General features: G+C 70.3%; 22 protein-coding genes and 1 pseudogene. 18 read left to right on the forward strand and 5 right to left on the reverse strand.

Annotated features, from left to right (window positions below):
- Positions 1–328, reverse strand: a 328-nt coding sequence (locus tag VFQ84_RS00005; protein ID WP_325127891.1) for a MarR family winged helix-turn-helix transcriptional regulator, incomplete at its 3' end; no start/stop codon positions are given.
- 85 nt (positions 329–413) lie between these two features.
- On the opposite strand from VFQ84_RS00005, the gene hppD reads away from it, so the two are divergent.
- From hppD to maiA, 5 genes are all read left to right on the forward strand, one after another.
- Positions 414–1,514: a 4-hydroxyphenylpyruvate dioxygenase gene (hppD, locus tag VFQ84_RS00010; protein ID WP_325127893.1), complete on the forward strand. Its 1,101-nt coding sequence runs from the start codon at positions 414–416 to the stop codon at positions 1,512–1,514.
- Between the two features lie 130 nt (positions 1,515–1,644).
- Positions 1,645–2,937 carry a homogentisate 1,2-dioxygenase gene (gene hmgA, locus VFQ84_RS00015; protein ID WP_325127895.1) on the forward strand — a complete coding sequence of 431 codons (1,293 nt, stop codon included), beginning with the start codon at positions 1,645–1,647 and terminating at the stop codon, positions 2,935–2,937.
- The gene (locus VFQ84_RS00020) at positions 2,934–3,554 is read left to right on the forward strand and encodes a lectin (protein WP_325127897.1); all 621 of its coding nucleotides are present in this window, start codon (positions 2,934–2,936) and stop codon (positions 3,552–3,554) included. Before hmgA ends, VFQ84_RS00020 begins: the two co-directional genes overlap by 4 nt.
- A 49-nt stretch (positions 3,555–3,603) precedes the next feature.
- Positions 3,604–4,599 carry a fumarylacetoacetate hydrolase family protein gene (locus VFQ84_RS00025; RefSeq protein WP_325127899.1) on the forward strand — a complete coding sequence of 332 codons (996 nt, stop codon included), beginning with the start codon at positions 3,604–3,606 and terminating at the stop codon, positions 4,597–4,599.
- Positions 4,600–4,706: 107 nt separating this feature from the next.
- The gene (gene maiA, locus VFQ84_RS00030; RefSeq protein ID WP_325127901.1) at positions 4,707–5,381 is read left to right on the forward strand and encodes a maleylacetoacetate isomerase; all 675 of its coding nucleotides are present in this window, start codon (positions 4,707–4,709) and stop codon (positions 5,379–5,381) included.
- Between the two features lie 4 nt (positions 5,382–5,385).
- On the opposite strand, the gene VFQ84_RS00035 is transcribed toward maiA, so the two are convergent.
- Positions 5,386–6,525 carry a PilT/PilU family type 4a pilus ATPase gene (locus VFQ84_RS00035; RefSeq protein WP_325127904.1) on the reverse strand — a complete coding sequence of 380 codons (1,140 nt, stop codon included), beginning with the start codon at positions 6,523–6,525 and terminating at the stop codon, positions 5,386–5,388.
- A gap of 94 nt (positions 6,526–6,619) precedes the next feature.
- On the opposite strand from VFQ84_RS00035, the gene VFQ84_RS00040 reads away from it, so the two are divergent.
- From VFQ84_RS00040 to VFQ84_RS00100, 13 genes are all read left to right on the forward strand, one after another.
- Entirely contained in the window at positions 6,620–6,994 is a 375-nt protein-coding gene (locus VFQ84_RS00040) for a hypothetical protein (RefSeq protein WP_325127906.1), read from the forward strand.
- A complete protein-coding gene (locus VFQ84_RS00045) occupies positions 6,994–7,950 on the forward strand; it encodes an OmpA family protein (protein WP_325127908.1) in 957 nt (318 codons plus the stop codon). The genes VFQ84_RS00040 and VFQ84_RS00045 overlap by 1 nt, the downstream gene beginning before the upstream one ends.
- A gap of 377 nt (positions 7,951–8,327) precedes the next feature.
- The gene (locus VFQ84_RS00050) at positions 8,328–8,546 is read left to right on the forward strand and encodes a YdcH family protein (RefSeq protein ID WP_325127910.1); all 219 of its coding nucleotides are present in this window, start codon (positions 8,328–8,330) and stop codon (positions 8,544–8,546) included.
- Positions 8,547–8,714: 168 nt separating this feature from the next.
- Positions 8,715–10,085, forward strand: coding sequence for a pyridoxal-phosphate dependent enzyme (locus VFQ84_RS00055; protein ID WP_325127933.1), 1,371 nt, complete (start codon positions 8,715–8,717; stop codon positions 10,083–10,085).
- A gap of 26 nt (positions 10,086–10,111) precedes the next feature.
- Positions 10,112–11,275 carry a cystathionine gamma-synthase gene (locus tag VFQ84_RS00060; protein ID WP_325127912.1) on the forward strand — a complete coding sequence of 388 codons (1,164 nt, stop codon included), beginning with the start codon at positions 10,112–10,114 and terminating at the stop codon, positions 11,273–11,275.
- Positions 11,276–11,281: 6 nt separating this feature from the next.
- Positions 11,282–12,115, forward strand: a complete 834-nt coding sequence (locus tag VFQ84_RS00065) for an ABC transporter permease (protein ID WP_325127913.1) — start codon at positions 11,282–11,284, stop codon at positions 12,113–12,115.
- Positions 12,105–13,475 carry an ABC transporter ATP-binding protein gene (locus tag VFQ84_RS00070; RefSeq protein ID WP_325127915.1) on the forward strand — a complete coding sequence of 457 codons (1,371 nt, stop codon included), beginning with the start codon at positions 12,105–12,107 and terminating at the stop codon, positions 13,473–13,475. Before VFQ84_RS00065 ends, VFQ84_RS00070 begins: the two co-directional genes overlap by 11 nt.
- Complete coding sequence (locus tag VFQ84_RS00075) at positions 13,475–14,065, forward strand: methyltransferase domain-containing protein (protein WP_325127917.1); 591 nt, start codon at positions 13,475–13,477, stop codon at positions 14,063–14,065. Before VFQ84_RS00070 ends, VFQ84_RS00075 begins: the two co-directional genes overlap by 1 nt.
- Positions 14,062–18,510: a glycoside hydrolase family 99-like domain-containing protein gene (locus VFQ84_RS00080; protein WP_325127919.1), complete on the forward strand. Its 4,449-nt coding sequence runs from the start codon at positions 14,062–14,064 to the stop codon at positions 18,508–18,510. Before VFQ84_RS00075 ends, VFQ84_RS00080 begins: the two co-directional genes overlap by 4 nt.
- A 3-nt stretch (positions 18,511–18,513) precedes the next feature.
- Entirely contained in the window at positions 18,514–19,425 is a 912-nt protein-coding gene (locus VFQ84_RS00085) for an NAD-dependent epimerase/dehydratase family protein (RefSeq protein WP_325127921.1), read from the forward strand.
- A gap of 33 nt (positions 19,426–19,458) precedes the next feature.
- Positions 19,459–20,313, forward strand: a complete 855-nt coding sequence (locus tag VFQ84_RS00090) for a class I SAM-dependent methyltransferase (RefSeq protein ID WP_325127923.1) — start codon at positions 19,459–19,461, stop codon at positions 20,311–20,313.
- Positions 20,310–20,825 carry a hypothetical protein gene (locus tag VFQ84_RS00095; protein ID WP_325127926.1) on the forward strand — a complete coding sequence of 172 codons (516 nt, stop codon included), beginning with the start codon at positions 20,310–20,312 and terminating at the stop codon, positions 20,823–20,825. Before VFQ84_RS00090 ends, VFQ84_RS00095 begins: the two co-directional genes overlap by 4 nt.
- Before the next feature lie 13 nt (positions 20,826–20,838).
- Positions 20,839–23,085, forward strand: coding sequence for a hypothetical protein (locus VFQ84_RS00100; protein WP_325127927.1), 2,247 nt, complete (start codon positions 20,839–20,841; stop codon positions 23,083–23,085).
- On the opposite strand, the gene VFQ84_RS00105 is transcribed toward VFQ84_RS00100, so the two are convergent.
- The 3 genes and pseudogenes from VFQ84_RS00105 to VFQ84_RS00115 all read right to left on the reverse strand — a co-directional run.
- Positions 23,024–23,434 carry a GtrA family protein gene (locus tag VFQ84_RS00105; protein ID WP_325127929.1) on the reverse strand — a complete coding sequence of 137 codons (411 nt, stop codon included), beginning with the start codon at positions 23,432–23,434 and terminating at the stop codon, positions 23,024–23,026. The two genes, VFQ84_RS00100 and VFQ84_RS00105, sit on opposite strands and share 62 nt — an antisense overlap.
- Positions 23,431–24,738, reverse strand: a complete 1,308-nt coding sequence (locus VFQ84_RS00110) for an NAD(P)/FAD-dependent oxidoreductase (RefSeq protein ID WP_325127931.1) — start codon at positions 24,736–24,738, stop codon at positions 23,431–23,433. Before VFQ84_RS00110 ends, VFQ84_RS00105 begins: the two co-directional genes overlap by 4 nt.
- Positions 24,739–24,745: 7 nt before the next feature.
- A pseudogene (locus VFQ84_RS00115) lies at positions 24,746–25,183 on the reverse strand (NAD(P)-dependent oxidoreductase); the annotation flags it as partial.

A 25,183-nucleotide genomic window follows, 5' to 3' on the forward strand; every position in this document is an offset into this window, starting at 1 on the left:
CGGCGTAGACGCGCTGGCCCTCGGCCGACAGCTCCAGCACCGAGCGGCGGCGGTCGGCGTCGTGGGTGTCGCGGGTGATGCGGCCGGCGGCAAGCAGGCTGGCCACGGCGCGGCTGACGGCGACCTTGTCCATGGCCGTGCGCTCGGCCAGTTCGCTGGCCGACAGGCCCGGGTAGCGGCCCAGCACCGCCAGCAGGCGCCACTCGGTGACGCCCAGGTCGAAGCGCTCGGCGTACAGGCGGGCGATGTCCTGGCTGATCCGGTTCGACAGCACCGAAAGCCGGTAGGGCAGGAAGTGTTCGAGGTCCAGGATGTCCCGATCGGGCATTGCGGCGGTGCGCCTTGAAAATGGTTGCAAATGAAACTATAACGACAGCCTTCCCCATGCAAGCCGCCCCCACCGGAGGATCGCCATGAGCGCCCAGCCCCAGACCCACGCCCCGAACCTGGGCATGAAGCCGACCACCTTCGAGAACCCGATGGGCATCGACGGCTTCGAGTTCGTCGAGTTCGCCGCGCCCGCGGGCAGCCCCATGGACCTGCACGCGATGTTCCGGTCGATGGGCTTCAGCGCCACGCTGCGGCACAAGACCCGCAAGATCACCGTGTACCGCCAGGGCGGCGTCAACTTCCTGGTCAACGAGGACCCGGACAGCTTCGCGGCCGACTTCGCCGCCCAGCACGGCCCCTGCGCCTGCGGCTTCGCGATCCGCTTCACCGAGCCGGTGGCCAAGGTCTTTGAAACGGTGAAGGGCAACGGCGGCGAAGCCATCGACCACAAGCCGGGCACGGGCGCCATCGGCGTGCCGGCGGTGAAGGGCATCGGCGACTGCATGCTGTACCTGGTGCCCTCGGGCGAGGACGCCTACGCGGCCGACTACGAGCCGATCCCGGGCGCCGACGCGAACCCGGCCGGCTTCGGCCTGACCTTCATCGACCACCTCACGCACAACCTCTACTTCGGCAACATGCAGAAGTGGAGCGACTACTACGAGCGCCTGTTCAACTTCCGCGAGATCCGCTACTTCGACATCAAGGGCGTCAAGACCGGCCTGGTGTCCAAGGCGATGACCGCGCCGGACGGCATCGTCCGCATCCCGCTCAACGAGTCCAACGACCCGAAGTCGCAGATCAACGAATACCTCGACGCCTACAAGGGCGAGGGCATCCAGCACATCGCCTGCTTCACCGACGACATCTACGCCACGGTGGAAGCGATGCGGGCGAAGGGCGTGCAGTTCCTCGACACGCCCGACACCTACTTCGACGTGATCGACCAGCGCGTGCCCGACCACGGCGAGGACGTGCCGCGCCTGCGCGCCAACAAGATCCTGATCGACGCCGACCCGGAGACCAAGCAGCGCAAGCTGCTGCAGATCTTCACCCAGAACGCGATCGGCCCGATTTTCTTCGAGATCATCCAGCGCAAGGGCAACGAGGGCTTCGGCGAGGGCAACTTCCAGGCCCTGTTCGAGTCCATCGAACGCGACCAGATCCGCCGCGGCGTGCTCTGAAACGCGATTTCAGCCACTGATGAACACGGATAAACACGGATAGATCAAAAGCATTCTCGATCTGTTCCTGCTTTATCCGTGTTCATCTGTGTTCATCCGTGGCAAAAAATCTTTCCCCGGAACCCACCCGATGACCCTTCAATACCAGAGTGGATTTGGCAACGAGTTTGCGACCGAGGCGCTGCCGGGGGCCTTGCCGGTGGGGCGGAATTCGCCGCAGCGGGCGCCCTACGGGCTGTATGCCGAGCAGGTGTCGGGCACGGCGTTCACCGCGCCGCGGGCCAGCAACCGGCGCAGTTGGCTGTACCGGATCCGGCCGGCGGCGGGGCATGGCGCCTTCAGCGCGCTGGCCCACCCGCACTTCCACAGTGACTTCGGCCAGGGGCCGGTGACGCCCGAGCAGCTGCGCTGGAGCCCGCTGCCGATGCCGGCGGCGCCCACCGACTGGCTCGACGGCCTGTTCACCATGGCCGGCAACGGCGGGCCGTCCGCGGGCGGCATGGGCATCCATGTCTACGCCGCGAACAAGGACATGGACGGCCGCTATTTCTACAACGCCGACGGCGAGCTGCTGATCGTCCCGCAGCAGGGCCGCCTGCGCATCGCCACCGAACTGGGCGTGCTCGAGGTCGAGCCGCAGGAGATCGCGCTGATCCCGCGCGGCCTGCGCTTCACCGTGTCGCTGCCCGACGGCGCCGCGCGCGGCTACGTCTGCGAGAACTTCGGCGCCATGTTCCGGCTGCCCGACCTGGGGCCGATCGGCAGCAACGGCCTGGCCAATCCGCGCGACTTCCTGTCGCCGGTGGCGGCCTGCGAAGACCGCGACGGCGACTTCGAGCTGGTGGCCAAGTTCCAGGGCGGCCTGTGGCGCGCCGACCTCGACCACAGCCCGCTCGACGTCGTGGCCTGGCACGGCAACTACGCGCCCAGCAAATACGACCTGCGCCGGTTCAACACCATCGGCTCGATCAGCTACGACCACCCGGACCCGTCGATCTTCCTGGTGCTGCACTCGCCCAGCGACAGCGAGGGCGTGAGCAACATCGACTTCGTGATCTTCCCGCCGCGCTGGCTGGTGGCCCAGGACACCTTCCGGCCGCCGTGGTTCCACCGCAACATCGCCAGCGAGTTCATGGGGCTGGTGCACGGCGCCTACGACGCCAAGGCCGAGGGCTTCGTGCCCGGCGGCGCCTCGCTGCACAACAGCATGAGCGCGCACGGCCCGGACGCGGCCACCTTCGAGAAGGCCTCGAACGCCGACCTGTCCCGGCCCGACGTGATCACCGACACCATGGCCTTCATGTTCGAGTCGCGCCACGTCATCCGGCCCGCCGCGCAGGCGCTGGACGCCGGCCACCGGCAGGCCGACTATCTGCAGTGCTGGCAGGGATTGGCCCGCCAGTTCACGCCGGACAAACGATGAAGACCCATCGAATCGCCCTGGGCCTGCTGTGCGTGCTGACGCTGTCGGCCTGCGGCCGTGACGCGGCGGAGGCGCCCGCGCCGGCCGCGCCGGTCGAGGCCCCGCCGGCCAGCGTTGCACTCGAGACGGCGCCCGAGGCCGGGCCCGACGCCACTCCCGACCCGGCCGTCACCCACTTCCGCGGCTTCGGCCCGGCGCGCTTCGGCGCGCTGGAGGAGCGGGTGCGCCAGGCCTGGGGCCAGCCCATGACCGGCCGCACCGGGCTGGACCTGCAGGACTGCCACTACCTGGTGCCCGAGGCGCGCGGCGTCGCCGTGCCCGATATCGCCTTCATGATCGTCGACGGCCAGTTCGCCCGCTACGACGTGCGCGGTGCCCAGTACACCTCGCCGGGCGGCCTGCGCGTGGGCATGCATGCCGACGACGTGATGGCGGCCTTCCCGGACCGGGTGGAGGTGCAGATGCACAAGTACGTCGACGGCGCCCGCTACCTGATCGTCACCCCGGAAGACGGCGGCGACACCCGCCTGGTGTTCGAAGTGGACCCGCGCGGCCGCATCGGCACCTGGCGCGTCGGCCGGCCGCCGCCGGTGTTCTACGTCGAAGGCTGCGCCTGATCCATTGCCCACGGACGTGCGCCCGGCGCACGCCAAGAAGAGGAAAACCATGAAGCTCGGTTCACTGAAGGAAGGCGGTCGCGACGGCACGCTGGTGGTGGTTTCGAAGGACCTGTCCCGCGCCGTGCGCGTGCCCGGCATCGCGCCGACGCTGCAGCGCGCGCTCGAGGACTGGTCGAACGCCGCGCCGCGCCTGAACGGCGCGTACGAGGCGCTGGAAGGCAGCCAGGCCGAGACCATCAACGGCGAGCCGGTGTTCGCGGTCGACTTCGCCGCGTTCGCTTCGCCGCTGCCGCGCGCCTACGAGTTCGTCGACGGCAGCGCCTACCTGCCGCACGTGGCCCGGGTGCGCAAGGCCCGCGGCGCCGAGGTGCCCGAGAGCTTCTACACCGATCCGCTGATGTACCAGGCGGTCAGCGCCGGCTTCTACGGCCCGCGCGATCCCGTGCTGGTGGCCGACGAGGCCTACGGCATCGATCTCGAGGCCGAGGTGGTGGTGGTGACCGACGACGTGCCGCAGGGCGCCTCGCCGGCGGAGGCCGCCGGCCACATCCAGCTGGTCGGCCTGGTCAACGACGTTTCGCTGCGCAACCTGATCCCGGGCGAGCTGGCCAAGGGCTTCGGCTTCCTGCAGTCCAAGCCGCGCTCGGCCCTGAGCCCGGTGTTCGTGACCCCGGACGAACTGGGCGAGGCCTGGCAGGGCAACAAGCTCCACCGGCCGCTGCTGACACACGTCAACGGCAAGTGGTTCGGTGCGCCCGAGGCCGGCGTGGACATGCAGTTCGACTTCTCCCAGCTGGTCGCGCACGCCGCCAGGACCCGGCCGCTGTCGGCCGGCACGATCGTCGGCTCCGGCACGGTCGCCAACGAGGACACTTCGCGCGGCGCGTCCTGCTTCGCCGAGCAGCGCACGGTCGAGGCGCTGCGCGACGGCAAGCCCAGCACGCCCTTCATGTCGTTTGGCGACACCGTGCGGATCGAGATGCTCGACGCTGCCGGTGCGTCCATCTTCGGCGCGATCGAGCAGCGCATCGCCAAGGCCTGACGGCCCGCCCGCCGGGCCTCCCACAAGCGGGCGGGGCGGGGGTATGCTGGGCCAACATGACCCGGCGCCAGCCGGGCCGCCAGGCCAAGGGAAGGGGAGCAGGTCGCATGGGCTCGGGAATCATCCGGCTTTATTCGTACTGGCGTTCCAGCGCCGCCTATCGCGTGCGCATCGCGCTCAACCTCAAGGGCCTGCCCTTCGAGACGATGCCGGTGCACCTGCTGCAGGACGGCGGCCAGCAGCACACGCCCCAGTTCAACGACCTCAACCCGCAGGAGCTGGTGCCGGTGCTGATGCACGGCAACCGCATCCTGCGCCAGTCGATGTCGATCATCGAATACCTTGACGAGACCTGGCCGACCCCGCCGCTGATGCCGGCCACGGCGCGCGAACGCCAGCGCGTGCGCGCCATCGCCCAGATGATCGCCTGCGACATCCACCCGCTGAACAACCTGCGGGTGCTGCAGTTCATGGACAAGACCTGGAACGTGCCCCAGGCCGAACGCGACACCTGGGTGCGGCACTGGATGAAGGTGGGCCTGGACGCGGCCGAGGACACGCTGTGCGACAACCCGTCCACCGGCGACTTCTGCGACGGTGAGCAGCCGACGCTGGCCGATTGCTGCCTGGTGCCGCAGGTCTTCAACGCCGAACGCTTCGGCGTGGACATGGCGCCCTATCGCACCATCCGCCGGATCGTGCAGACCTGCCTGGGCATGGAGGCCTTCCAGGCCGCCCGGCCGGAGAACCAGCCGGACGCGCCCGCGGCGACGGGCAACTGAGGGCTCAGTAGCCCGCGGACGCGTTCTCGCTGCCGCCGCTGCTGCCGTACATATCGGCGTAGGGGTCGTGCTCGCCGGTGGCGGAGCCTTCCGACAGGCGGATCTTCAGGGCCAGGTCGTCGCGCGAGTCGGCCTTGCGCAGCGCCTCCTCCAGCTCGACCTTGCCTTCCTTGTACATGCGGAACAGGGCCTGGTCGAAGGTCTGCATGCCCGCCTCGAGCGACTTGTCCATCGCTTCCTTGATCTCGTGCACCTCGCCGCGCCGGATCAGGTCGCGGATCATCGGGGTGTTGATCAGGATCTCGGCGGCCGGCAGGCGCTTGCCGTCCTTTCCGACCACCAGGCGCTGGCTGATGATGGCCTTGAGGTTCAGGGCCAGGTTCATCAGAACGTTCTTGTGGGCCGACTCCGGGAAGAAGTTCAGGATGCGGTCCAGGGTCTGGTCGGCGTTGTTCGAGTGCAGGGTGGCCATGCACAGGTGGCCGGTCTCGGCGAAGGCGATGGCCGATTCCATGGTCACGGCGTCGAGGATCTCGCCGATCAGGATGACGTCCGGCGCCTCGCGCATGGCGTTCTTGAGCGCGTTGTGGAAGGCGTGGGTGTCCAGGCCGACCTCGCGCTGGTTCACGATCGACTTCTTGTGCTTGTGCAGGAACTCGATCGGGTCCTCGATGGTGAGGATGTGGCCGGTGTTGTTGGCGTTGCGGTGGTCGATCATGGCCGCGAGCGTGGTGGACTTGCCCGAGCCGGTGGAGCCGACCACCAGCACCAGGCCGCGCTGCTCCATCACGATGTCCTTGAGCACGGCCGGCAGCTTGAGCTGGTCGATGCTGGGGATCTCGGACTTGATGGCGCGGATGACCATGCCGACTTCGCCGCGCTGCTTGAACACGTTGACGCGGAAGCGCCCGGTGTCCTTCACGGCGATGGCCATGTTGTACTCGAGGTCGCGCTCGAACGCGGGCACCTGGCCCTCGTCCATCAGCGAGTAGGCGATCTTCTTGACCATGCCGGCCGGCAGGCCGGTGTTGCCGAGGGGGTAGAGCTTGCCTTCGACCTTGATGTAGACGGGCGCGCCGGTGGTCAGGAACATGTCCGACGCGTTCTTTTCCGTCATCAGCTTCAGGAAGTAGCCGATGTCCATGTGCGTATCCTTGGGTCCCCGTTCCGAATCGGTTGGCTGGGCCCCGGACGGCTACAATGACCCGCGTCCATCTGCCCACCTGCGAGATCGCCTTATGACATTTTCCTCGCTAAAAATCCATCACGCGCTGCCGCTTCTGCTGCTTGCGTCAAGCTCCGGGGCCCTTGCGCAGGACGGCACCGAGCTGCTGGCCGCCGAAACCGCGGTCGCCGCCGCCGAGCGCGCCGCGCCGCGCGGGGAGGCCGCCCGCCTGCTCGACGAGGCCCGCGCCGGACTGCTGGCCGCCCGCGAGGCCAACAGCCGCCGCAAGCGCCGTGACGCGGCCGAACTGGCCCGCGTGGCCGAGGCCACCGCCGACCTGGCGCGCGCCACCGCCCAGCGTGACGCCGCGCAGGCCGAGGTGGAAAGCAAGGCCGCCCGCAATGCCGACCTGCGTCGCCGCCTGCTGGTCAACGGAGGCAACCGCTGATGCGCCCGATCCTTCCCTGCCTGCTGATGCCCCTGCTGCTGGCCCTGTCGGGCCCCGGCCTGGCCCAGTCCGCCGCCGACCACGAACAGGCCGTGGCCCGCCTCGCCGGTGAGCTGCGCACCCTGGAAACCGATCCCTCGCTGGCCGACCTGGCCGGCCTGGAGCGCCTGAAGGCGCGCCAGGCCGTTGCCGCCGCCGCCGATGCCAAGCGCCGCGAGCGCGAACTCACGGTGCGCTTGGCCGGATTGCGCATCGCCGCCGCCCGCGCGGCCGCCGAGGCCGACCTGCTGGCCAGCCAGTCGCTGCAGCTCGACCGCGAGCGCGACCAGATCATGGTCGAGGCCAGCCGCCGCGAGGCCGAGCAGGCCCGGCGCGAGACCGAGCGCCTGCGCCTGCAGAGCCTCGCCCGCGAAGAGGCCGCCCAGCGCGAACTCGAGGCCGCCGCGGCCGCGCAGACGATCGCGCTCGAAGCCGCCGAGGCCGAAACCGCCCAGGCCCGCAAGCTGGCCCAGGCCCGCGCCCGCGAAGCCGAACTGGCCCGCAAGGAGGCCGAGCTGGCGGCCGCCGTCGCCGGGGGTGACCTGCCCGACGCCGCGCCGCCGCCGTCGCGCCGCGACGGCAGCCGCACCGTGCACACCCTGGCCGGCAACGCCTTCGGCAGCGGCAGCGCCAGCCTGACCGCGCAGGCGCAGGCGAGCCTGCGCGCGCTGGCGGCGAATCTGTCCGGCAGCGGCGCGATCCGCATCGAGGGCCACACCGACAGCCAGGGCGCGGACGCCGCCAACCAGGCGCTGTCGCAGCGTCGCGCCGACGCCGTGCGCCGTGCGCTGGAAGACGCGGGCGTGGCTGCGTCCCGCATGAAGGCGGTCGGCAAGGGCGAGGGCAGCCCGGTCGCCGACAACGCCAGCGCCGCCGGTCGCGCAAGCAACCGGCGGGTGGAAATCATCGAGGAATAGTATTTAGTTCAAGCACTTGGCTGGTTCAGGTGATCCTTCACATCCACTAAGTGCTTGAATCCAAAGGCCCGCACCCGCGGGCGCATGGCCCCCGCCCGTCGGGGGCTTTTTGTTTCCATTCAATGACTTATCGAAAGGCTTGCGACCCCAAAACCGGGGGAGTAGGTTCAAAGTCCCGGCGGCCCCACGTCGCCGGGACCACCGAGCCAGGCCGATGAAAGCAGACCTCGCCCCCGCCGAGCGGACGTCCACCCACGATGGGGTGCGTCGGTCGCTCGGGGGCGCCGCCCGCGAAAGCGACCTGACCTTTGTCTCAATCCGCCACGCCTCGTCCTTCGCCGGCCGGGGCGTTCGCGTTTCTGGAGGAGGTCAATCCGATGTTTGAAGGGCAACCGCAACACGAACTCGACGCGCTCATGAAGAGCGACCCGGAATTCCGCCAGCTCTACCACCGGCACCGCGAGCTGGACAAGCAGGTGCTGGACGCCGAGCTGGGCGTCCTGCCGCTGGACGACACCACGCTGGGGCGCATGAAAAAGGAAAAGCTCAACGCCAAGGACCGGCTGACCCGCATGTACGACAGGCTTCGACACTGAGTTCCCGCTGCGGCGGCGGCGGCCCACCTCGTCGGGTCGCCGCCGCCCGCATTTGGACCCCGTCCCGCGGCGTCGGGTCCGGCCCGGAACGGGCCGCGGACGGACGGGCCACGGGCCCGGGCTGGTAGACTCGGCGGCTGGCGCTCCCGCCGAATGTCCCTGATGCCCATGACGGTCCAGCAAAGCGTTCTCCAACTGATCGGCGACACCCCGATCGTCAAGGCCCACCATCTCGATACGGGCGTGTGCGAGCTGTACCTCAAGCTCGAGTGCATGAACCCCGGGGGCTCGATCAAGGACCGCATCGGCCTGAAGATGATCGAGGCCGCGGAAGCGCGCGGCGAACTCGCGCCCGGCGCCACCCTGGTCGAAGGCACCGCCGGCAACACCGGCATCGGCCTGGCCCTGGTCGCCCAGCAGAAGGGCTACAAGCTGCTGCTGGTGGTCCCGGACAAGATGAGCCGGGAAAAGATCTTCAACCTGCGCGCCATGGGCGCCGAGGTCATCCTGACCCGTTCGGACGTGGCCAAGGGCCACCCCGAGTACTACCAGGACATGGCCGAGCGCATCGCCCGCGAGACCCCGGGCGGTTACTTCATCAACCAGTTCGGCAACCCCGACAACCCGGCCGCGCACGAGCAGGGCACCGGCCCCGAGATCTGGCGCCAGATGGACGGCGACATGGACGCCATCGTCTTCGGCTGCGGCAGCTCGGGCACCATGACCGGCCTGTCGCGCTTCTTCGCCAGGGCCGCGCCGCACGTCGAGCTGGTGCTGGCCGATCCGGTCGGCTCCATCCTCACCCAGTACATCAACGAAGGCGTGCTGAGCACCAAGTCCGGCAGCTGGCTGGTCGAGGGCATCGGCGAGGACTTCCTGCCCTCGATCTCCGACTTCACCCGCGTGAAGAAGGCCTACGCGATCACCGACAAGGAAAGCTTCCTGGCCGGCCGCGAGCTGCTGATGAAGGAGGGCGTGCTGGGCGGCAGCTCCAGCGGCACCCTGCTGGCGGCGGCGCTGAAGTACTGCCGGGAACAGACCACGCCCAAGAAGGTGGTGGTGTTCGTCTGCGACACCGGCAACAAGTACCTCTCGAAGATGTACAACGACTACTGGATGCTCGACAACGGCTTCCTCGAGCGTCCCGTGCACGGCGACCTGCGCGACCTGATCCTGCGGCCCTACGCGCAGCGCGACACCGTGGTGGTGTCGCCGGCCGACACCCTTCAGGTCGCCTACCAGCGCATGAAGATGTACGACGTCTCGCAGCTGCCGGTGATGGACGGCGACGCCATCGTCGGCATCGTCGACGAGTCGGACGTGCTGATGCACGTGTTCGGCCGCGACGAGAAGTTCAAGGAGCCGGTGTCCACGGCGATGGTGAGCAAGCTCGACAAGCTCGACGTCACCGCGCCGATGGCCGCGCTGCTGCCGGTGTTCGACCGCGGCCACGTCGCCATCGTGATGGACGACCAGAAGTTCCTGGGCCTGATCACCCGCATCGACCTGCTCAACTACCTGCGCCGACGCGCGCAATAACCCCAGACACAGGACGCCTTCCCCCCATGAGCGATCCCCAGAAGAACGGCCTCGGCACGCGCGCCATCCATGCCGGCCAGTCGCCCGATCCGAGCACCGGCGCGGTGATGACGCCGATCTACGCCACCTCGACCTACGTGCAGGCCAGTCCCGGCGTGCACCAGGGCTTCGAGTACTCGCGCAGCCACAACCCCACGCGCTTCGCCTACGAGGCCTGCGTGGCGTCGCTCGAGGGCGGCACCCGCGGCTACGCCTTCGCCTCCGGTCTGGCGGCCACGTCCACCGTGCTCGAGATGCTCGACAGCGGCGACCACGTGGTCTGCATGGACGACGTCTACGGCGGCACCTACCGCCTGTTCGAACGCGTGCGCCGGCGCAGCGCCGGGCTCGACTTCAGCTTCGTCGACCTCGACGACCTGGCCGCGGTGGAAGCCGCGGTCACGCCGAAGACCAAGCTGATCTGGTGCGAGACCCCGACCAACCCGATGCTCAAGCTGGTCGACATCGCCCGCCTGGCCGATTTCGCGCGCAAGCGCGGCATCTGGCTGGCGGTCGACAACACCTTCAGCTCGCCGATCCTGCAGCGCCCGCTCGAGCTGGGCGCGCACCTGGTGATGCACTCGGCCACCAAGTACCTCAACGGCCACTCCGACATGGTCGGCGGCATGGTGGTGGTGGGCGACGACGCCGCCATCGCCGAGAAGATGACCTTCCTGCAGAACGCCGTGGGCGGCATCCAGGGTCCGTTCGACAGCTTCCTGGCGCTGCGCGGCCTCAAGACCCTGCACCTGCGCATGAAGGCGCACTGCGACAACGCGATGGCGCTGGCCTCGTGGCTCGAAGCGCATCCCGCCGTCGACAAGGTGATCTACCCGGGCCTGGCCTCGCATCCGCAGCACGCGCTGGCCAAGCGCCAGATGCACGGCTTCGGCGGCATGATCTCGATCTACGTCAAGGGCGGCGGCGAGGCGGCGAAGCGCTTCATGGAGCGCTGCAGGCTGTTCGCGCTCGCCGAGTCGCTGGGCGGCGTCGAAAGCCTGGTCAACCACCCGGCCATCATGACCCACGCCTCGGTGCCGCCCGAGCGCCGCGCGGCGCTGGGCATCACCGACAACCTGGTGCGTCTGAGCGTGGGCGTCGAGGACCTCGAGGACCTGCGCGCGGAGCTGGACGCCGCCCTGCGCGGCTGACCGGCGATGAATCCCCATTCGCAGCGCGCCACGGGGCTGCCGGCGGCCGCGGCGTCCCTGTGGACCCACGCCCGGCTGTTGCGCGACCTGACCTGGCGCGAGATCAGCGGCCGCTACCGCGGCTCGTGGCTGGGCATCACCTGGTCGATCCTGACGCCGCTGATGATGCTGGCCGTGTACACCTTCGTGTTCTCGGTGGTGTTCGGCGCGCGCTGGTCGGCGGCGGCGGTGCCGGCCGGCAAGTTCGACTTCGCGCTGTTCGTGTTCGTCGGCGTGCTGATGCACGGCATCCTGGCCGAGGCCATCACCCGCGCGCCCGGCCTGGTGCTGGGCAACGCCAACTACGTCAAGAAGGTGATCTTCCCGCTGGAGCTGCTGCCGGTGACGGTGGTCGGCGCCGCCGCTTTCCACGCCGCGATCGCGCTGGGCATCCTGCTGGCCGGCGTGCTGGTGCTCGGCGGGGGCCTGTCCTGGGCCGTGCTGTGGCTGCCGCTGCTGATGCTGCCCCTGCTGGTGCTGTCGCTGGGCCTGGCCTGGGGGCTGGCGGCGCTGGGCGTGTTCCTGCGCGACACCGCCCAGGTCACGGGCGTGCTGGCCAGCGTGCTGATGTTCCTGGCGCCGGTGTTCTACCCGGTGTCGGCGCTGCCCGCGTCGGTGCGGGGCTGGCTGTTCCTGAACCCGCTGACCTTCGTCATCGAGCAGGCGCGCGGCGCGATCTTCGCCGGGCAGGCGCCGGACCTGGCGCTGCTGGCGCTGTTCTGGGGCATCGCGCTGGCCGTGGCCCAGGCCGGGTTCTGGTTCTTCCAGAAATCACGCAGTGGGTTCGCCGATGTCCTCTGAGGCCGGCCACGCCCCGGTGCCCGCGATCGTCGTCGACGGCGTCGCGAAGTGCTACCAGATCTACGCCCGCCCCCAGGACCGCCTGCGCCAGGCGACCCTGCCGCGGCTGCGGCGCCTGCTGGGCCTGGCGCCCGCGCACTACTTCCGCGAATTCTGGGCGCTGCGCGAGGTCGGCTTCCGGATCGAGCGCGGCGAAACCGTCGCCATCATCGGCAAGAACGGCTCGGGCAAGTCGACCCTGCTGCAGGTGATCTGCGGCACGCTGACGCCCACCGCCGGCCAGGTCCGTGTCGATGGCCGGGTGGCTGCGCTGCTGGAGCTGGGCAGCGGCTTCAACCCGGAGTTCACCGGCCGCGAGAACGTCTACCTCAACGGCTCGGTGCTGGGCCTGACGCGCCGCCAGGTCGACGAGCGCTTCGCCGCCATCGAAGCCTTCGCCGACATCGGCGACTTCATCGACCAGCCGGTCAAGACCTATTCCAGCGGCATGTACGTGCGGCTGGCGTTCGCGGTGATCGCCAACGTCGATGCCGACGTGCTGGTGGTGGACGAAGCGCTGGCGGTCGGCGACGTGTTCTTCGCGCAGAAATGCATGCGCTTCCTGCGCACCTTCCAGGAGGCCGGCGGCACCCTGGTGTTCGTCAGCCACAGTTCGGCGGCGGTGGTGAACCTGTGCCGGCGCGCGATCTGGCTCGAGCAGGGCCGGGTGGTGATGGACGGCCCGGCCAAGGACGTGTCCGAGGCCTACCACGCCAAGTCCTATGGCCTGGCGGTGGCGGCCGGCGCGGCCGACGCGGCCGCCAGCCAGGAGGCGGGCGAGGCCGAGGCCGAGATCACCGACGCCAGCACGATGCGCGTTTTCCGCTTCAATCCCCAGGCCGCGGCCTTCGGCGACGGCCGGGCACGCATCACCTCGGTGCGGCTGGCGGGGCCGGACGGCCGCCCGCTCGCGCGGGTCGAGGGAGGTGAGCAGGTCCGCCTGCAGGTCGACGCCGAAGTGCGGTCGGACCTGGACAGCCCGGTGATCGGCTTCCTGTTCAAGGACCGGCTGGGCCAGCACCTGTTCGGCACCAACACCTACCTGCAGGGCGCCGGGCCGCGGCCGCCGGTGCGCGCGGGCCAGGTGCTGCGGGCCGAGTTCGCGTTCCGCATGCCCTGGCTGCCGGTGGGCAAGTACAGTTTCGACGTCGCGCTGGCGGACGGCACCCATGCCGAACACGTCCAGAACGACTGGGTTTTCGACGGGCTGGTGATCGAGTCGATCAGCAGCACGGTGTCGGCAGGCCTGGTCGGCCTGCCTTATCATTCGGTCACGTTGGTCTCGGGGGACGCCGACGGTTCCGATGCACGGAGCACCTGATGCACAACAGTTCCTACCAGCACATGCAGCGCCTGGTCTCGACCTACCTCTCCCCCGGTAGCGTCCTGCAGGTCGTGGACATCGGCTCCTTCGACGTGAACGGGTCCTACCGGACCCTGTTCACCGATCCCGGCTGGCATTACACCGGCGTCGACCTCGAGGCCGGCCCGGGCGTGGACGTGGTGCTGGACTCGCCGTACCGGCTGCCGTTCGCCAGCGGCTCGGTGGACGTGGTCGTGTCCGGCCAGGCCTTCGAGCACATCGAGCACTTCTGGATGACGTGGCTGGAGATGCAGCGCGTGCTCAAGCCCGGCGGGCTGGTGTTCCTGATCGCGCCTTCGCGCGGCCCCGAGCATCGCTACCCGCAGGACTGCTGGCGCTTCTATCCGGACGGCTACCGCGCGCTGGCCAAGATCGGCGCGTCCGAGCTGGTGGAAGTGCACACCGACTGGGAGCCGCACCCGGATCCGGGCAGCGCGGCCTGGGGCGACACCGTGGGCGTGTTCCGCGCGCACGGCATGGGCCTCAGGCAGCGGCTGGGCCTGCGCCTGGCGCGCCTGGGGCTGGCCCTGCAGGGCCGCGCGGCATGATCGGCTTCGAGGCCAACACCAGTACGTTCCTGCTGCCCGAGGACGTGCCGCCGAGCGCCTGGACCGGCCACGTGCCGTTCGCGTTCTGGATCACCGAGGCGCTGGCGCCCGAGGTGCTGGTGGAGCTGGGCACGCACCACGGCACCTCGTTCCTGGCCTTCTGCCAGGCGGTCGCCGCGCGCCGGCTGGGCACCCGGGCCTTCGCCGTGGATACGTGGCAGGGCGACGAGCACGCCGGCTTCTATGGCGAAGACGTTTACGAGCAGCTCCAGGGCATCGTCGGCGCCAAGTACCCGGCCTTCGCGCGCCTGATGCGGATGCGCTTCGACGACGCGATCGCGGCCTTCGAGGACGGCAGCATCGACCTGCTGCACATCGACGGCCTGCACACCTACGAGGCCGTCAGGCACGACTTCGAAAGCTGGCTTCCGAAGCTGTCGCGGCGGGGCGTGGTGCTGTTCCATGACATCGCGGTGCGCGAGCGGGGCTTCGGCGTCTGGCGGCTGTGGGACGAGCTGGCCGCGCGCTACCCGGCGTTCGGCTTCCGGCACACCCACGGCCTGGGCGTGCTACTGGTCGGCGACCAGGCGCCGGAGGCGCTGCAGGCGCTGTGCCGGCTGCGCGGCAGTGCCGACGAGGCAGCGGTGGAGCGTGCCTTCGAGGCGCTGGGCCAGCGCGTTGTGCAGCAGGCCCGGGCCGATTTCTTCGAGGCGCGGTTCGACGACGCCGAGAAGTTCCGGGTCCACTACAAGGCGGTTTCCGAGCGCGTGGAGGCCGCCCTCGCGGAAACGCGCGCCCGGCTGTCGGCGGTCGATGCAGCGCGGGAGGCCGGGCAAGCCGAGGCGACGGAGCGGCTGGCGTCGCTCGAGGCCCGGCTGCGCGCCACCCTCGTGAGTCACCAGACGACCCAGGCGCAGCTGGCGGCGCTTCGCGGCGAGCAGGCCGTCCTGCGCGAACGCGCGCTGTCGGCCGAAGCGGCCCAGCAGTCGCTGTCGGGCACGTTGGCGACCCGCGACGCGGAGATCGCCGCCGCCCGCGCCGACCTGCGCCGTCGTGACCTGCTGCTGCGCGACGCCGAGTCGCGGGCCGAGCTGCGCCAGGCCCAGGTCGATCGCGTGGTGGCCAGCCACAGTTGGCGCCTCACCGCGCCGCTGCGCTGGGTGCGCTGCTGCCTGGGCGCGATCCGGCGGGGCCGCAAGCTGCCTGCCTACGCCGACATGCGCGGCGCACCCGGCGGCGACGGCGTCCGGCCACGGCCGCCGGCGCCATCGGCCGAGCCGGTGGCCAGGGCCCTGCCGGGACCGACGCTGCCGGCCCAAGGCGTGTCGGTGGTGGCGCGCCACTACCTCGAGGAAGTATTCGCCAGCGATGCCTCGCGGCGCGCGCCCGAATACCTGCCGCCGTCGGCCGAGCCGGCGCCGCGCCCCGAGGCGCTGCGCGCCAAGGCCATCGCGTTCTACCTGCCGCAGTTCCATCCCTTCGACGAAAACGAGGCCTGGTGGGGCAAGGGCTTCACCGAGTGGACCAATGTCACCAAGGCGGTGCCGCAGTTCCTGGGCCACCACCAGCCGCAGCTGCCGGCCGACCTGGGCTTCTACGACCTGCGCGTGCCCGACGTGCTCAAGCGCCAGGTCGAGATGGCCCGCCAGTACGGGCTGCACGGCTTCGCCTTCCACTACTACTGGTTCGCCGGCAAGCGCCTGATGGATAAGCCGCTGGACCTGTACCTGGCCCAGGACGACATCGATTTCCCGTTCTGCCTGTGCTGGGCCAATGAAAACTGGACCCGGCGCTGGGACGGGCACGACAGCGAGATCCTGATCTCGCAGGTGCACGGGCCGGAGAACGACCTCGCCTTCATCCGCGACCTCGAGCCCTACCTGCGCGACCGCCGCTACCTACGCGTCGACGGCAAGCCGCTGCTGATCGTCTACCGCCCCTCGATCCTGCCCGACCCGGCGGCGACGCTGCGGCGCTGGCGCGAACACTGCCGCGAGGTCGGCATCGGCGAACTGTTCATCGCGATGGTGCAGTTCGACACCGAGGATCCGCGCGAGCACGGCTTCGACGCCGCCATGGAGTTCCCGCCGCACAAGCTGGCCAAGGACTGCGACGCCATCAACCGCGCGCTGGACATCGTCAATCCCGACTACCAGGGCCACGTGGTGCACTACCAGTCGATCGTCGACAGCGCCAAGGCCTGGCCGGACAAGGGCTTCCCGCTGATCCGCACCGTGTTCCCGGGCTGGGACAACGAAGCGCGGCGACCGGGCAAGGGCTACACCTTTGCCTACGCGACGCCCGATCGCTACCAGGACTGGCTGGCGTTCGCGGTCGAATACGCCGAGCGGCATCCGGTCGCGGGCGAACGCATCGTCATGGTCAACGCCTGGAACGAGTGGGCCGAAGGCGCCAAGCTCGAGCCCGACCGGCGCTTCGGCCATGCGTTCCTGCAGGCCACCCGTGACGCGCTGGAAGCGCCGCGCGACCCGCGGCGGGTGCTGGTGCTGTCGCATGATGCCCACCCGCACGGCGGCCAGTACCTGGCCCTGAACCTGGCCCGCGAACTGCGGGACGTCGGCGTGCCGGTGTCGGTGGGCCTGCTCGGTCCGGGCCGGCTGGCCGACGATTTCCGCAGGCTGTGCCCGGTGCACGAGGCCTTCGACGACGCGGGCGTGGCCGCACTGGTGCAGCGCTGCCGCGAGGACGGCACCCGCCTGGTGATCGCCAACACGGCCGTTTCCGGGCGCGTGGCGCCGGCGTTCCGGTCCGCCGGCATCGAAGTGCTGAGCCTGGTGCACGAGCTGCCGGGCGTGATCCGCGAGTACGGCCTGGAGGCCGCGGTGCGCGACCTGGTGCGCGATTCGCGCCAGGTGGTGGTGGCCTGCGACGCCGTGGCCCGGGGGTTGGCGTCCTTCGCCGACGCCGCGGCGCTGGACGACAAGCTGGTCGTGAGGCCGCAGGGACTGTTCACGCGCAGTCGCTACCGCGGCCAGCGCGACGCCGGTCCGGCGCGCGCGGCGCTGCGCGAGCGCCTGGGCCTGCCGCCGCAGGCGAAGATCGTGCTGGCGGTTGGCTACGCCGATCCGCGCAAGGGCGTGGACCTGCTGGCGGAGGCCGCGGTGCGGCTGGCCGATGTCCCGGACCTGCATTTCGTGTGGGTGGGCCATCGCGATGCCAGCGTGCAGGACGCGGTCGACCGCGCGCTGCGCGAGGGCGGCATGGCCGGCCGCTTCCACTTCGTGGGCCTGGATTTCGACACCGACGACTACTACGCCGGCGCCGACGTGTACGCGCTGGCCTCGCGCGAGGATCCCTTCCCGTCGGTCGTGCTTGAAAGCCTGTCGGTGGGCACGCCGGTGGTGGCCTTCGCCGGTACCGGCGGCGGCGCCGACCTGGTGGCGTCGCAGGGCGGGGTGGTGGTGTCGCCGCTCACGGCCGCCGCCTACGCCGACGCCCTGCGCGGCCTGCTGGCCGACGACGGCCAGCGCCGCGCACTGGGCGAGGCCGGTCGCGATCTCATCGACGCCCGGTTCTCGTTCCGGCGCTATGCGCTGGACCTGCTGGCCCTGGGCGGCATCGACGTGCCCAAGGTCTCGGTGGTGGTGCCGAACTACAACTACGCGCGCTACCTGGAAGGACGCCTGCGCAGCATCACCCACCAGACGCTGCCGGTGTACGAGATCATCGTGCTCGACGACGCCTCCACCGACGGCAGCCTGGACCTGCTGCAGTCGCTGCGTGCCCAGCTGTCGCCGGAGCCGCGCGTGGTGGTGAACGCGCGCAACAGCGGCTCGGTGTTCCGGCAGTGGCTGCGCGGGCTGGAGCTGGCGACCGGCGACTACGTCTGGATCGCCGAGGCCGACGACCTGGCGCACCCGGGCCTGCTCGAAGCGGTGGTGGGCGCGATGGCCCGCGACCCTTCGATCGTGATGGGCTACTGCCAGTCCGAGCAGATGGACCCCGACGGCCAGACGCTGGCGCCGGACTACCTGGACTACACGCGCGACGTCTCGCCCGACCGCTGGCACCGGCCCTACGTCGCCGATGGCCAGGACGAGGCCGCCTGCCTGGGCGTCAAGAACGTGGTGCCCAACGCCAGCGCGGTGGTGTTCCGCCGCGAGCCGCTGCTGCAGGTGCTGCGCGAAGGCATCGACGAGATCGCCGGCTACAGCATCGCCGGCGACTGGGTGGTCTACCTGCGCCTGCTTACGCGCGGCCGGGTCTGTTTCGAGCCGTCGCCGCTCAACCGCCATCGCCGCCACGCCGGCAGCGTCACGCTGGGTTCGGCGCTGGCCAGGCACTACGACGAGGTGGCGCGGGCGCAGGCGGAGGCCCAGCGCCTGTTCCCGGTCGACGACGCCGTGCGCGCCGCCGCCGGCGCTTACCTCCGGTCGCTGCGCGTGCAGTTCGGGCTCGACGACGTCGCCCGCGAGGCGGGCTGAGCCATGCGCGCCCTGGTGATCGGCGGCAACGGCTTCATCGGCTCCGCGCTGGTGCCGGCGCTGCAGGCGCGCGGCGCCGACGTGGCGGTGCTGGATCCGGGGAGGCCGCGCGCCGACGTGGACTGGCGCGGCGTCGAGTTCATCGCCGGCTCGCTGGCGGATCCAGTGGTCACGGCGCGGGCGCTCTCGGGCGTGGACGTGGTGTTCCACCTCGCCAGCACCACGGTGCCGGGCACCTCGAACCTCGATCCGGTGGCCGACGTGCAGGGCAACCTGGTCGCCACGCTGGGCCTGCTGGGCGCGATGCGCAGCGCGGGCGTGCGCCGGATCGTCTACTTCTCCTCGGGCGGCACGGTGTACGGCAACCCGACCGTGTCGCCGGTGCCGGAATCGCATCCGCTGCACCCGATCTCGTCCTATGGCGTGGTGAAGGTCGCGATCGAGAACTACCTGCGCATGTACCAGCAGCTCGGCGACCTTGATCCGGTGATCCTGCGCCCCTCCAACCCCTACGGTCCGCGCCAGTCCACGGCCGGCGTGCAGGGCGCGGTCGCCGCCTTCCTGGGCGCCGCCGCCCGGGGCGAGCCGGTGAGCATCTGGGGCGACGGTGAAGTGGTGCGCGATTACATCTACATCGACGACCTGGTCGAACTGGCCGCCACGGCCGGCCTCTCGCAGGAAGTCGGCGTGTTCAACGTCGGCAGCGGCGAAGGGCATTCGCTCAATGCCCTGGTGGCGATGGTGTCGGACGTGGTCGGGCGGCCGCTGGCCGTCGAATACCAGGCCGGCCGGGCCTTCGACGTGCGGCGCGTCGTGCTCGACGTCGGCGCCGCGCGCCGCGGCTTCGCCTGGTCGCCGCACACTTCGCTGCGCGAGGGCCTGGCGGCGACCTGGCGCGCGCTGGCCCCGCCATGACGACCACGCCAGCCCACCCGGGCGGGAGACCCCATGCTGTGTTGGTTTGACGAAGACGCGGCGCTGCTCGCGGCGCTACGGCACCACCGGGGCGCCATGGATGCCGCCGATGCCTGGGTGCAGGCGCAGCCCCGCCTGTCCGGTTACTGCTCGGTGTGTCGCGCGGCCACGGCGTTCGTCGTGGACACCGGCGTCCGGTTTGGCCCCGACATCAACCTGCGCGAGGGCCTGCAGTGCCCGGGATGTGGCTTGGGCAACCGGAACCGACTGGTGTACACGGCCGTGTGCGAACGGGCGTTCCCCGAGTCCGCGCGTGGCCTGATGCTCGAGGCGACCACCGTGCTCTACGACCGGCTGGCGCAGGCGCTGCCGTGGCTGGAGGGCAGTGAGTTCTTCGGTCCCGGGCATGCGCCCGGCACGCGGCACGCGGTGCGCGGTCGCTCGGTGGTGCACCAGTCGATCACGGAGCTGGGCTATCGGGATGGCTCGCTCGACCTGGTGGTGCATAACGACGTGCTCGAGCATGTCGCCGACACGGACCGGGCGCTGTCGGAATGCCGGCGGGTGCTCCGGCCGGGCGGCGCCTGCGTGTTCACGATGCCGTTCTTCCCGCTGCGCGCGACCACGCTGGTGCGCGGCCGGCATGCCGCCGACGGCAGCCTGGTGCATCTCGAGCCGCCCGAATACCACGGCGATGGCCTGCGCTCGGAGGGCATCTATACCTACTACCACTTCGGGCTCGACCTGCTGGGACGGGTGGCGGCGGCCGGGTTCCGCACCGTGGAGGTGGGCATCGACTTCGACGTTTTCCGCGGCCACACCGCCAACAACTATCGCTATGGCGACGAGGCCTGGATGCCGCCGGTCGTCCTGCGCGCCCTCGCATGAGGCCGGTCGCCCGCCGCATCGGGGCCATCGCGTCCTGCCTGGTCCTGTTGGCGGCCTGCCACGGTCCGCAGGGTGAGCCGGCGCCGGGGTCGGCGATGGCCTTGGCGAGCGCGGACGCCCCCGGGGCCGCCGTGCAGGGTCACGATGCCTGCCATCTCGAGTGGCTGGGCGAGATCGGCGCCGGCGAGGCCTTCCGGGCCCGGGCCGGCGCCGACGTCGAGGCGCGGGGCTGGTTCGCCAGCATCGACCGCACCGGGCCCGCGAAGTCGCCGGTGCTGCGCCTGATCGCGCCGTCGGGCGCGGTCGGCCTTGACGTGTCCCTGGACGAGCGCATGCAGCGACCCGACGTGGCGGCGGCGCTGGACGCCGAGGGCGCCGCGTCCGCGGGCTTCCGGCAGGTCTTTTCGCTCGCGGGGCTGGCGCCCGGCGACTACCGGTTGGTGCTCGTGGACCGGGTCGCCGCTGGCGAAGCCGTCTGTGACAACGGGCGCACGCTGGTGATCACTCCCTGAGGCCGTCCTGCCCATGAGCCCGGAATCCGTTCGTTCGATGATGCTTCGCGTGGCGCGGGCCTGGCCGTGGTGCCTGGCGCTCGGGGTCGCGCTGGCGCTGGTGCTCGTGCCGGATCCGCCCAAGACCGCCGTCGTGCCCGCCGGTGACTGGGAGATCTCGGGGGCGTTCGTGCCGGTCGGGCCCGACGTCCGCCAGATGCCGGACAGTTGGCTGGCCACGGGGCAGGCGCGATTCTGGAGCAACTGGTCGCCGGCCGGCGGCGCGCGCGCCGCCCGACTCGCGTCGCCGGTATTCACGCTGCCGGCCGCTGGCCTGGGCATGCCGATCCGCGGCGACCTGGGCGAGCGCGGCGTCCATGCCAGCATCGCCTGCCTGGCGACCGGCGAGCAGCGGGTGTTCGCGCGCAGCCGCACCAACACCGACTGGGCCATCGCCCGTTTCGATCCCGGCGCCGACTGGTGCCCCGGCGAGGCCAGGGTTCGCATGGTGGTCGAGGTGTCGGTGGATGGCGAGGCGGTCGCGGTCGGCGCCCCGTTCGCCAGGACGGCCGCGACCGCGGTGAAGACGTCCAATGCCATGGCGGCGGCCTACCTGTTCCTCGCCTGGACCTTGCTGGCCGGCCTGGCCTGGCTGGCCTGGGGTGCGCTGGCGCGACGGTCCGATCCGTCGTTGCGGGTCGCGCTCGTGCTCGCTGTCCTGGGCCTGTTGGGCTACGGACTTTTCTTCGCCTACGCGGCGTCGGTGTGGGCGGGCACGGTGGCGACCGGCGGACTGGCACTGGCGGGCGCCTGGGCCGCCGCCGGGCTGCTGGGCCTGCGGCCCGTGCGCGGCGCGTCGGCGCCTGACCGGATGGCCTTCCTGCGGACGTCGACCCTGTGGCTGGTGGTGGCGCTGGCGGTGCTGGGCATCCATGGGCTGGTGGACGCCAATGCCGGGTCCTGGTCGCCCAATGCCCGGTTCGATCCTGCGCGCTGGTCCAGCGACAACCAGATCCCGATGCGCATCGGCCAGATGCTCGCCACCGGCGACATGGGCAACACCGGCTGGATGGGACCCTGGAGCACCACCGACCGCCCGCCGCTGGCCTATGGCTGGCATGCGTTCGCCACCAAGCTGTTCGGCTCGCACCTGCTGCCTTCGGACGGCACCTATCTGTACCACCGGTATTCCTGGGCGATGGGCGTATTGCTCAACACGCTCTGGGCGCCGCTGGTGTTCCTGGTCCTCCGGCGCGTCGGCGCCGGCCAACGGCTGGCGCTGGCGATGGTGGCGGCCTGCCTGCTGTCGCCGTTCGTGCTGTTCAACGCGGGCTACGTGTGGCCGAAGATGCTGTCGGCGGCCTTCGGCCTGGCGGCCGCCTGGCTGCTGTTCGACGGCGGCCGGTCGCCGCGCCGACCGCTGCGCGAGGATGATGCCGGCTTTGTCGGGGCGGCCCTGCTGTCGGCCCTGGCGCTGCAGTCGCACGGCGGTGCGGTCTTCGCGCTGCCGGTGATGATCGCGCTCGGCGTGGCCCTTCGCGGCCTGCCGACGCTGCGGGCGATGGTGCGTTCGGCCGCCGTGTGCCTGGCGATCCTGGTGCCGTGGATGCTTTACCAGCGCGGCGTCGATCCGCCCGGGAACGCGCTGGTGAAATTCGCCTTCGCGGGGACCTTCGGTTTCGGCGAGGAGGACGTGGGCGTGCTCGACACGATCCGGCGCGCCTACGCCGCGCTGACGCCCGGGCAGTGGCTGGCGATGAAGGCGGACGCCCTGCGCATCCTGCTGACCGGCGCCGGCAACCAGTGCGGCATCGGCGAGGCCGGCCAGCGCTTCACCGTGCTCGATACCTGGCGCGCCCGCGACTTCTACTATGTGTTGCCGTCGATGCTGCTGGTCGTCGTCGCCGGGGCGCTGGGGCGGCTGTTGCCCGCGACGCGGACCCTGGATCGCTCGGTGCCGTGGATCGGCTGGGCCCTGGGTTCGATCCTGCTGGGCATGCTGATGACCATGGACTGCCATCTCAACCACCACCAGCCCTACCAGGCCATGCTGGCCCTCCACCTCGGGCTGCTGCTGGCGGCGGCGCGCCACGCCGGGTACTTCGTCCTGGCCTGGCTGGTGATCGTCGGCTACGGCGTCGTGGTCTGGGTGCTGGAGCCGTTCCAGCACTTCCTGCTCTGGGATCCCAGTGCGCTGGGCGTGCTGCTGCTGGCCGCGCTTACCGCGTGGCGCTGCCTGGGGTCCGGAACGTCAACATCCGGTGGCCCACGAAGCTGGTGACGACGGGCACCATCACGCCGATGGCGTGGGCGATGGTTTCCGGATGCCAGTCCAGGCCCACCCAGGGAAACAGCCAGCGGGCCAGGCACAGGCTGATCAGCACCGTCTGCGCCACGGCCAGCAGGTTGATGGCGATGAACCAGCCGACCTGGCTGCCCATGCTGTTGCTGGCGCCCTTGAACACCAGCGCACGGTTGAGCACGAACGCGGTCGCCATGCCGACCAGGTAGGCGATCACGATCGCGGGCACGTAGGGCAGGATCTCGCTGAGGCCGATCCGCGACAGGACGTTCGCCGCCGCGGCGATGCCGCCGGCCACCAGGAACCACAGGAACTGCCGTCGGATCATCCCGCCAGCGCCTCGCGCGCCAGCGCGCTGCCCACCTTCACGCTCTCGCAGATCGAACGGTCCTCGGGGTAGTAGTAGGCGGTGTCGGCCATGAAGAAGCCCTCGAGCGGCGTGCGCATCGGCGGCAGCATGGCCTGGAAGCCGGGCGGGCAGATGGTCTGGGCGAACTCGTAGCGGTGGCAGTGGCGGCCCAGCACCCAGTCCGGGCGGAAGTCGGGATTGATGCGGCCCAGGTAGCCGATGACCTCGTCGATCAGCGCCTCGTTGGGAAGCGACCATTTCGGGTGGGTCTTGGGCATGTAGAACGGCGCGTAGAGGATGTGCTCGCCCGCGCGCGTGCCCGGATTGAGGTTGGAATACTCGATGACGCCGGGGATCCCGATGCCGGCGTCGCTGATGTTCATCCAGAAGTTCTCGCTGATCGCGTGCCGGAGCTTGAGGATCACGCAGGCCACCGGGATGTTCTCGATGCGGCGGATGCGGTCGGCGAATTCGGCGGGCAGCCCGGGCACGAAGCCCGGCACGTACTGGATCGGCGCGGTCGACAGCACGGCGTCGGCCGGGCGCAGCTCGCCGTGGATGCGCAGGCCGGTGACGCGGCCGGCGTGGGAGGCCACTTCCTGCACCGGCGCCGACAGGTGGATGCGGCCGCCCAGGCGTTCGATCTCGGCCACCATGCCCGCCAGCACCGTCGCCGAGCCGCCCTCGAGGTAGCCCAGGCTTTCGTTGAACAGGTTGCGGCGCGACAGCGCCACGCGCTTGATGCGGGTGCCGATCCACGAGGCCGACAGCTGGTCGGTGTACTCGAAGAACTTCAGGTGGAAGGCGCGCTCCCACATCACGTCCCAGGCGCGCTTGCCGATCCAGGACTGGATCCACTCGCGGGCGTTGCGCTGGTCGAGCGCGGTCCAGTCGCGGATGCCCTTGGTGTGCATGACGTGGAGCGCGTAGCGGATCTTCTCGATCCAGCCCAGCTTGGGGAAGGCCAGCAGCGCGAACGGCGTGCCCCACTTGTAGAGCTTGCCGTCGACGAAGTAGCCCATCTTGGTGTCGGTCCACTTCAGGGCATCCGACAGTCCCAGCTCGGCGAGCAGCGTGAACAGCGGCTCGTCGGTCTTGCAGACGAAATGGTAGTAGCGCTCGATGCGCAGGCCATCGAAATCGAAGCTGGCGGACATGCCGCCGATGCGGTCGTCGCGCTCGTAGACGTCGACGCGATGGCCGGCCCGGAGCAGCTCGAGGGCGGCCATCAGGCCCATGGGGCCGGAGCCGATGACAGCGAAGTCGCGGAGTGTGGAGGTCATGTCGGGTTCAACGCTTGAGGATGACGTGGCTGTAGCGGGGGTCGCAGTAACTCTCGCGCACCGCGGATTCAAAGTCGTGCTGCTTCACCCTGAACACCGCTTCAGTGTCCACGCCCCGGAAATCGTCGCCCGCCGACAGCGCCTTGAGCTGATCGGCGGTGAACGGCGGCTTGCTGCTGAACAGCGCATAGGTGCGCAGCAGGAAGGCGAAGAAGCCGATCGGGATGTGCACGATGAGCGTGCGCAGGCGCTTGACGCGCTTGATGGTCCGGATAATGTCGACGTAGTCGATGCGGGTGTCGCCGACGATGTCGTAGGCCTGTCCCTCTGGCCGGCGCTCGATGCACTTGATCAGGCAGCGGCAAAAATCCCGTTCGTAGAGCGGCTGGCGCATGAAGCGCCCATCGCCCGGGATCGGGAACACCGGCGTGCGGGCCATGAAGCG

It is taken from the genome of Arenimonas sp. (assembly GCF_035721105.1).
Taxonomy (GTDB): Bacteria; Pseudomonadota; Gammaproteobacteria; order Xanthomonadales; family Xanthomonadaceae; genus Arenimonas.

Coding starts and splice junctions, on each gene's coding strand:
- VFQ84_RS00060 (WP_325127912.1), top strand. CDS start 10,112: ATGAGCGATCCCCAGAAGAACGGCCTCGGCACGCGCGCCATCCATGCC.
- VFQ84_RS00090 (WP_325127923.1), top strand. CDS start 19,459: ATGCTGTGTTGGTTTGACGAAGACGCGGCGCTGCTCGCGGCGCTACGG.
- VFQ84_RS00080 (WP_325127919.1), top strand. CDS start 14,062: ATGATCGGCTTCGAGGCCAACACCAGTACGTTCCTGCTGCCCGAGGAC.
- hppD (WP_325127893.1), top strand. CDS start 414: ATGAGCGCCCAGCCCCAGACCCACGCCCCGAACCTGGGCATGAAGCCG.
- VFQ84_RS00070 (WP_325127915.1), top strand. CDS start 12,105: ATGTCCTCTGAGGCCGGCCACGCCCCGGTGCCCGCGATCGTCGTCGAC.
- VFQ84_RS00045 (WP_325127908.1), top strand. CDS start 6,994: ATGCGCCCGATCCTTCCCTGCCTGCTGATGCCCCTGCTGCTGGCCCTG.
- VFQ84_RS00035 (WP_325127904.1), bottom strand. CDS start 6,525: ATGGACATCGGCTACTTCCTGAAGCTGATGACGGAAAAGAACGCGTCG.
- VFQ84_RS00025 (WP_325127899.1), top strand. CDS start 3,604: ATGAAGCTCGGTTCACTGAAGGAAGGCGGTCGCGACGGCACGCTGGTG.
- VFQ84_RS00055 (WP_325127933.1), top strand. CDS start 8,715: ATGACGGTCCAGCAAAGCGTTCTCCAACTGATCGGCGACACCCCGATC.
- VFQ84_RS00095 (WP_325127926.1), top strand. CDS start 20,310: ATGAGGCCGGTCGCCCGCCGCATCGGGGCCATCGCGTCCTGCCTGGTC.
- VFQ84_RS00105 (WP_325127929.1), bottom strand. CDS start 23,434: ATGATCCGACGGCAGTTCCTGTGGTTCCTGGTGGCCGGCGGCATCGCC.
- maiA (WP_325127901.1), top strand. CDS start 4,707: ATGGGCTCGGGAATCATCCGGCTTTATTCGTACTGGCGTTCCAGCGCC.
- VFQ84_RS00100 (WP_325127927.1), top strand. CDS start 20,839: ATGAGCCCGGAATCCGTTCGTTCGATGATGCTTCGCGTGGCGCGGGCC.
- VFQ84_RS00040 (WP_325127906.1), top strand. CDS start 6,620: ATGACATTTTCCTCGCTAAAAATCCATCACGCGCTGCCGCTTCTGCTG.
- VFQ84_RS00020 (WP_325127897.1), top strand. CDS start 2,934: ATGAAGACCCATCGAATCGCCCTGGGCCTGCTGTGCGTGCTGACGCTG.
- VFQ84_RS00050 (WP_325127910.1), top strand. CDS start 8,328: ATGTTTGAAGGGCAACCGCAACACGAACTCGACGCGCTCATGAAGAGC.
- VFQ84_RS00085 (WP_325127921.1), top strand. CDS start 18,514: ATGCGCGCCCTGGTGATCGGCGGCAACGGCTTCATCGGCTCCGCGCTG.
- hmgA (WP_325127895.1), top strand. CDS start 1,645: ATGACCCTTCAATACCAGAGTGGATTTGGCAACGAGTTTGCGACCGAG.
- VFQ84_RS00075 (WP_325127917.1), top strand. CDS start 13,475: ATGCACAACAGTTCCTACCAGCACATGCAGCGCCTGGTCTCGACCTAC.
- VFQ84_RS00110 (WP_325127931.1), bottom strand. CDS start 24,738: ATGACCTCCACACTCCGCGACTTCGCTGTCATCGGCTCCGGCCCCATG.
- VFQ84_RS00065 (WP_325127913.1), top strand. CDS start 11,282: ATGAATCCCCATTCGCAGCGCGCCACGGGGCTGCCGGCGGCCGCGGCG.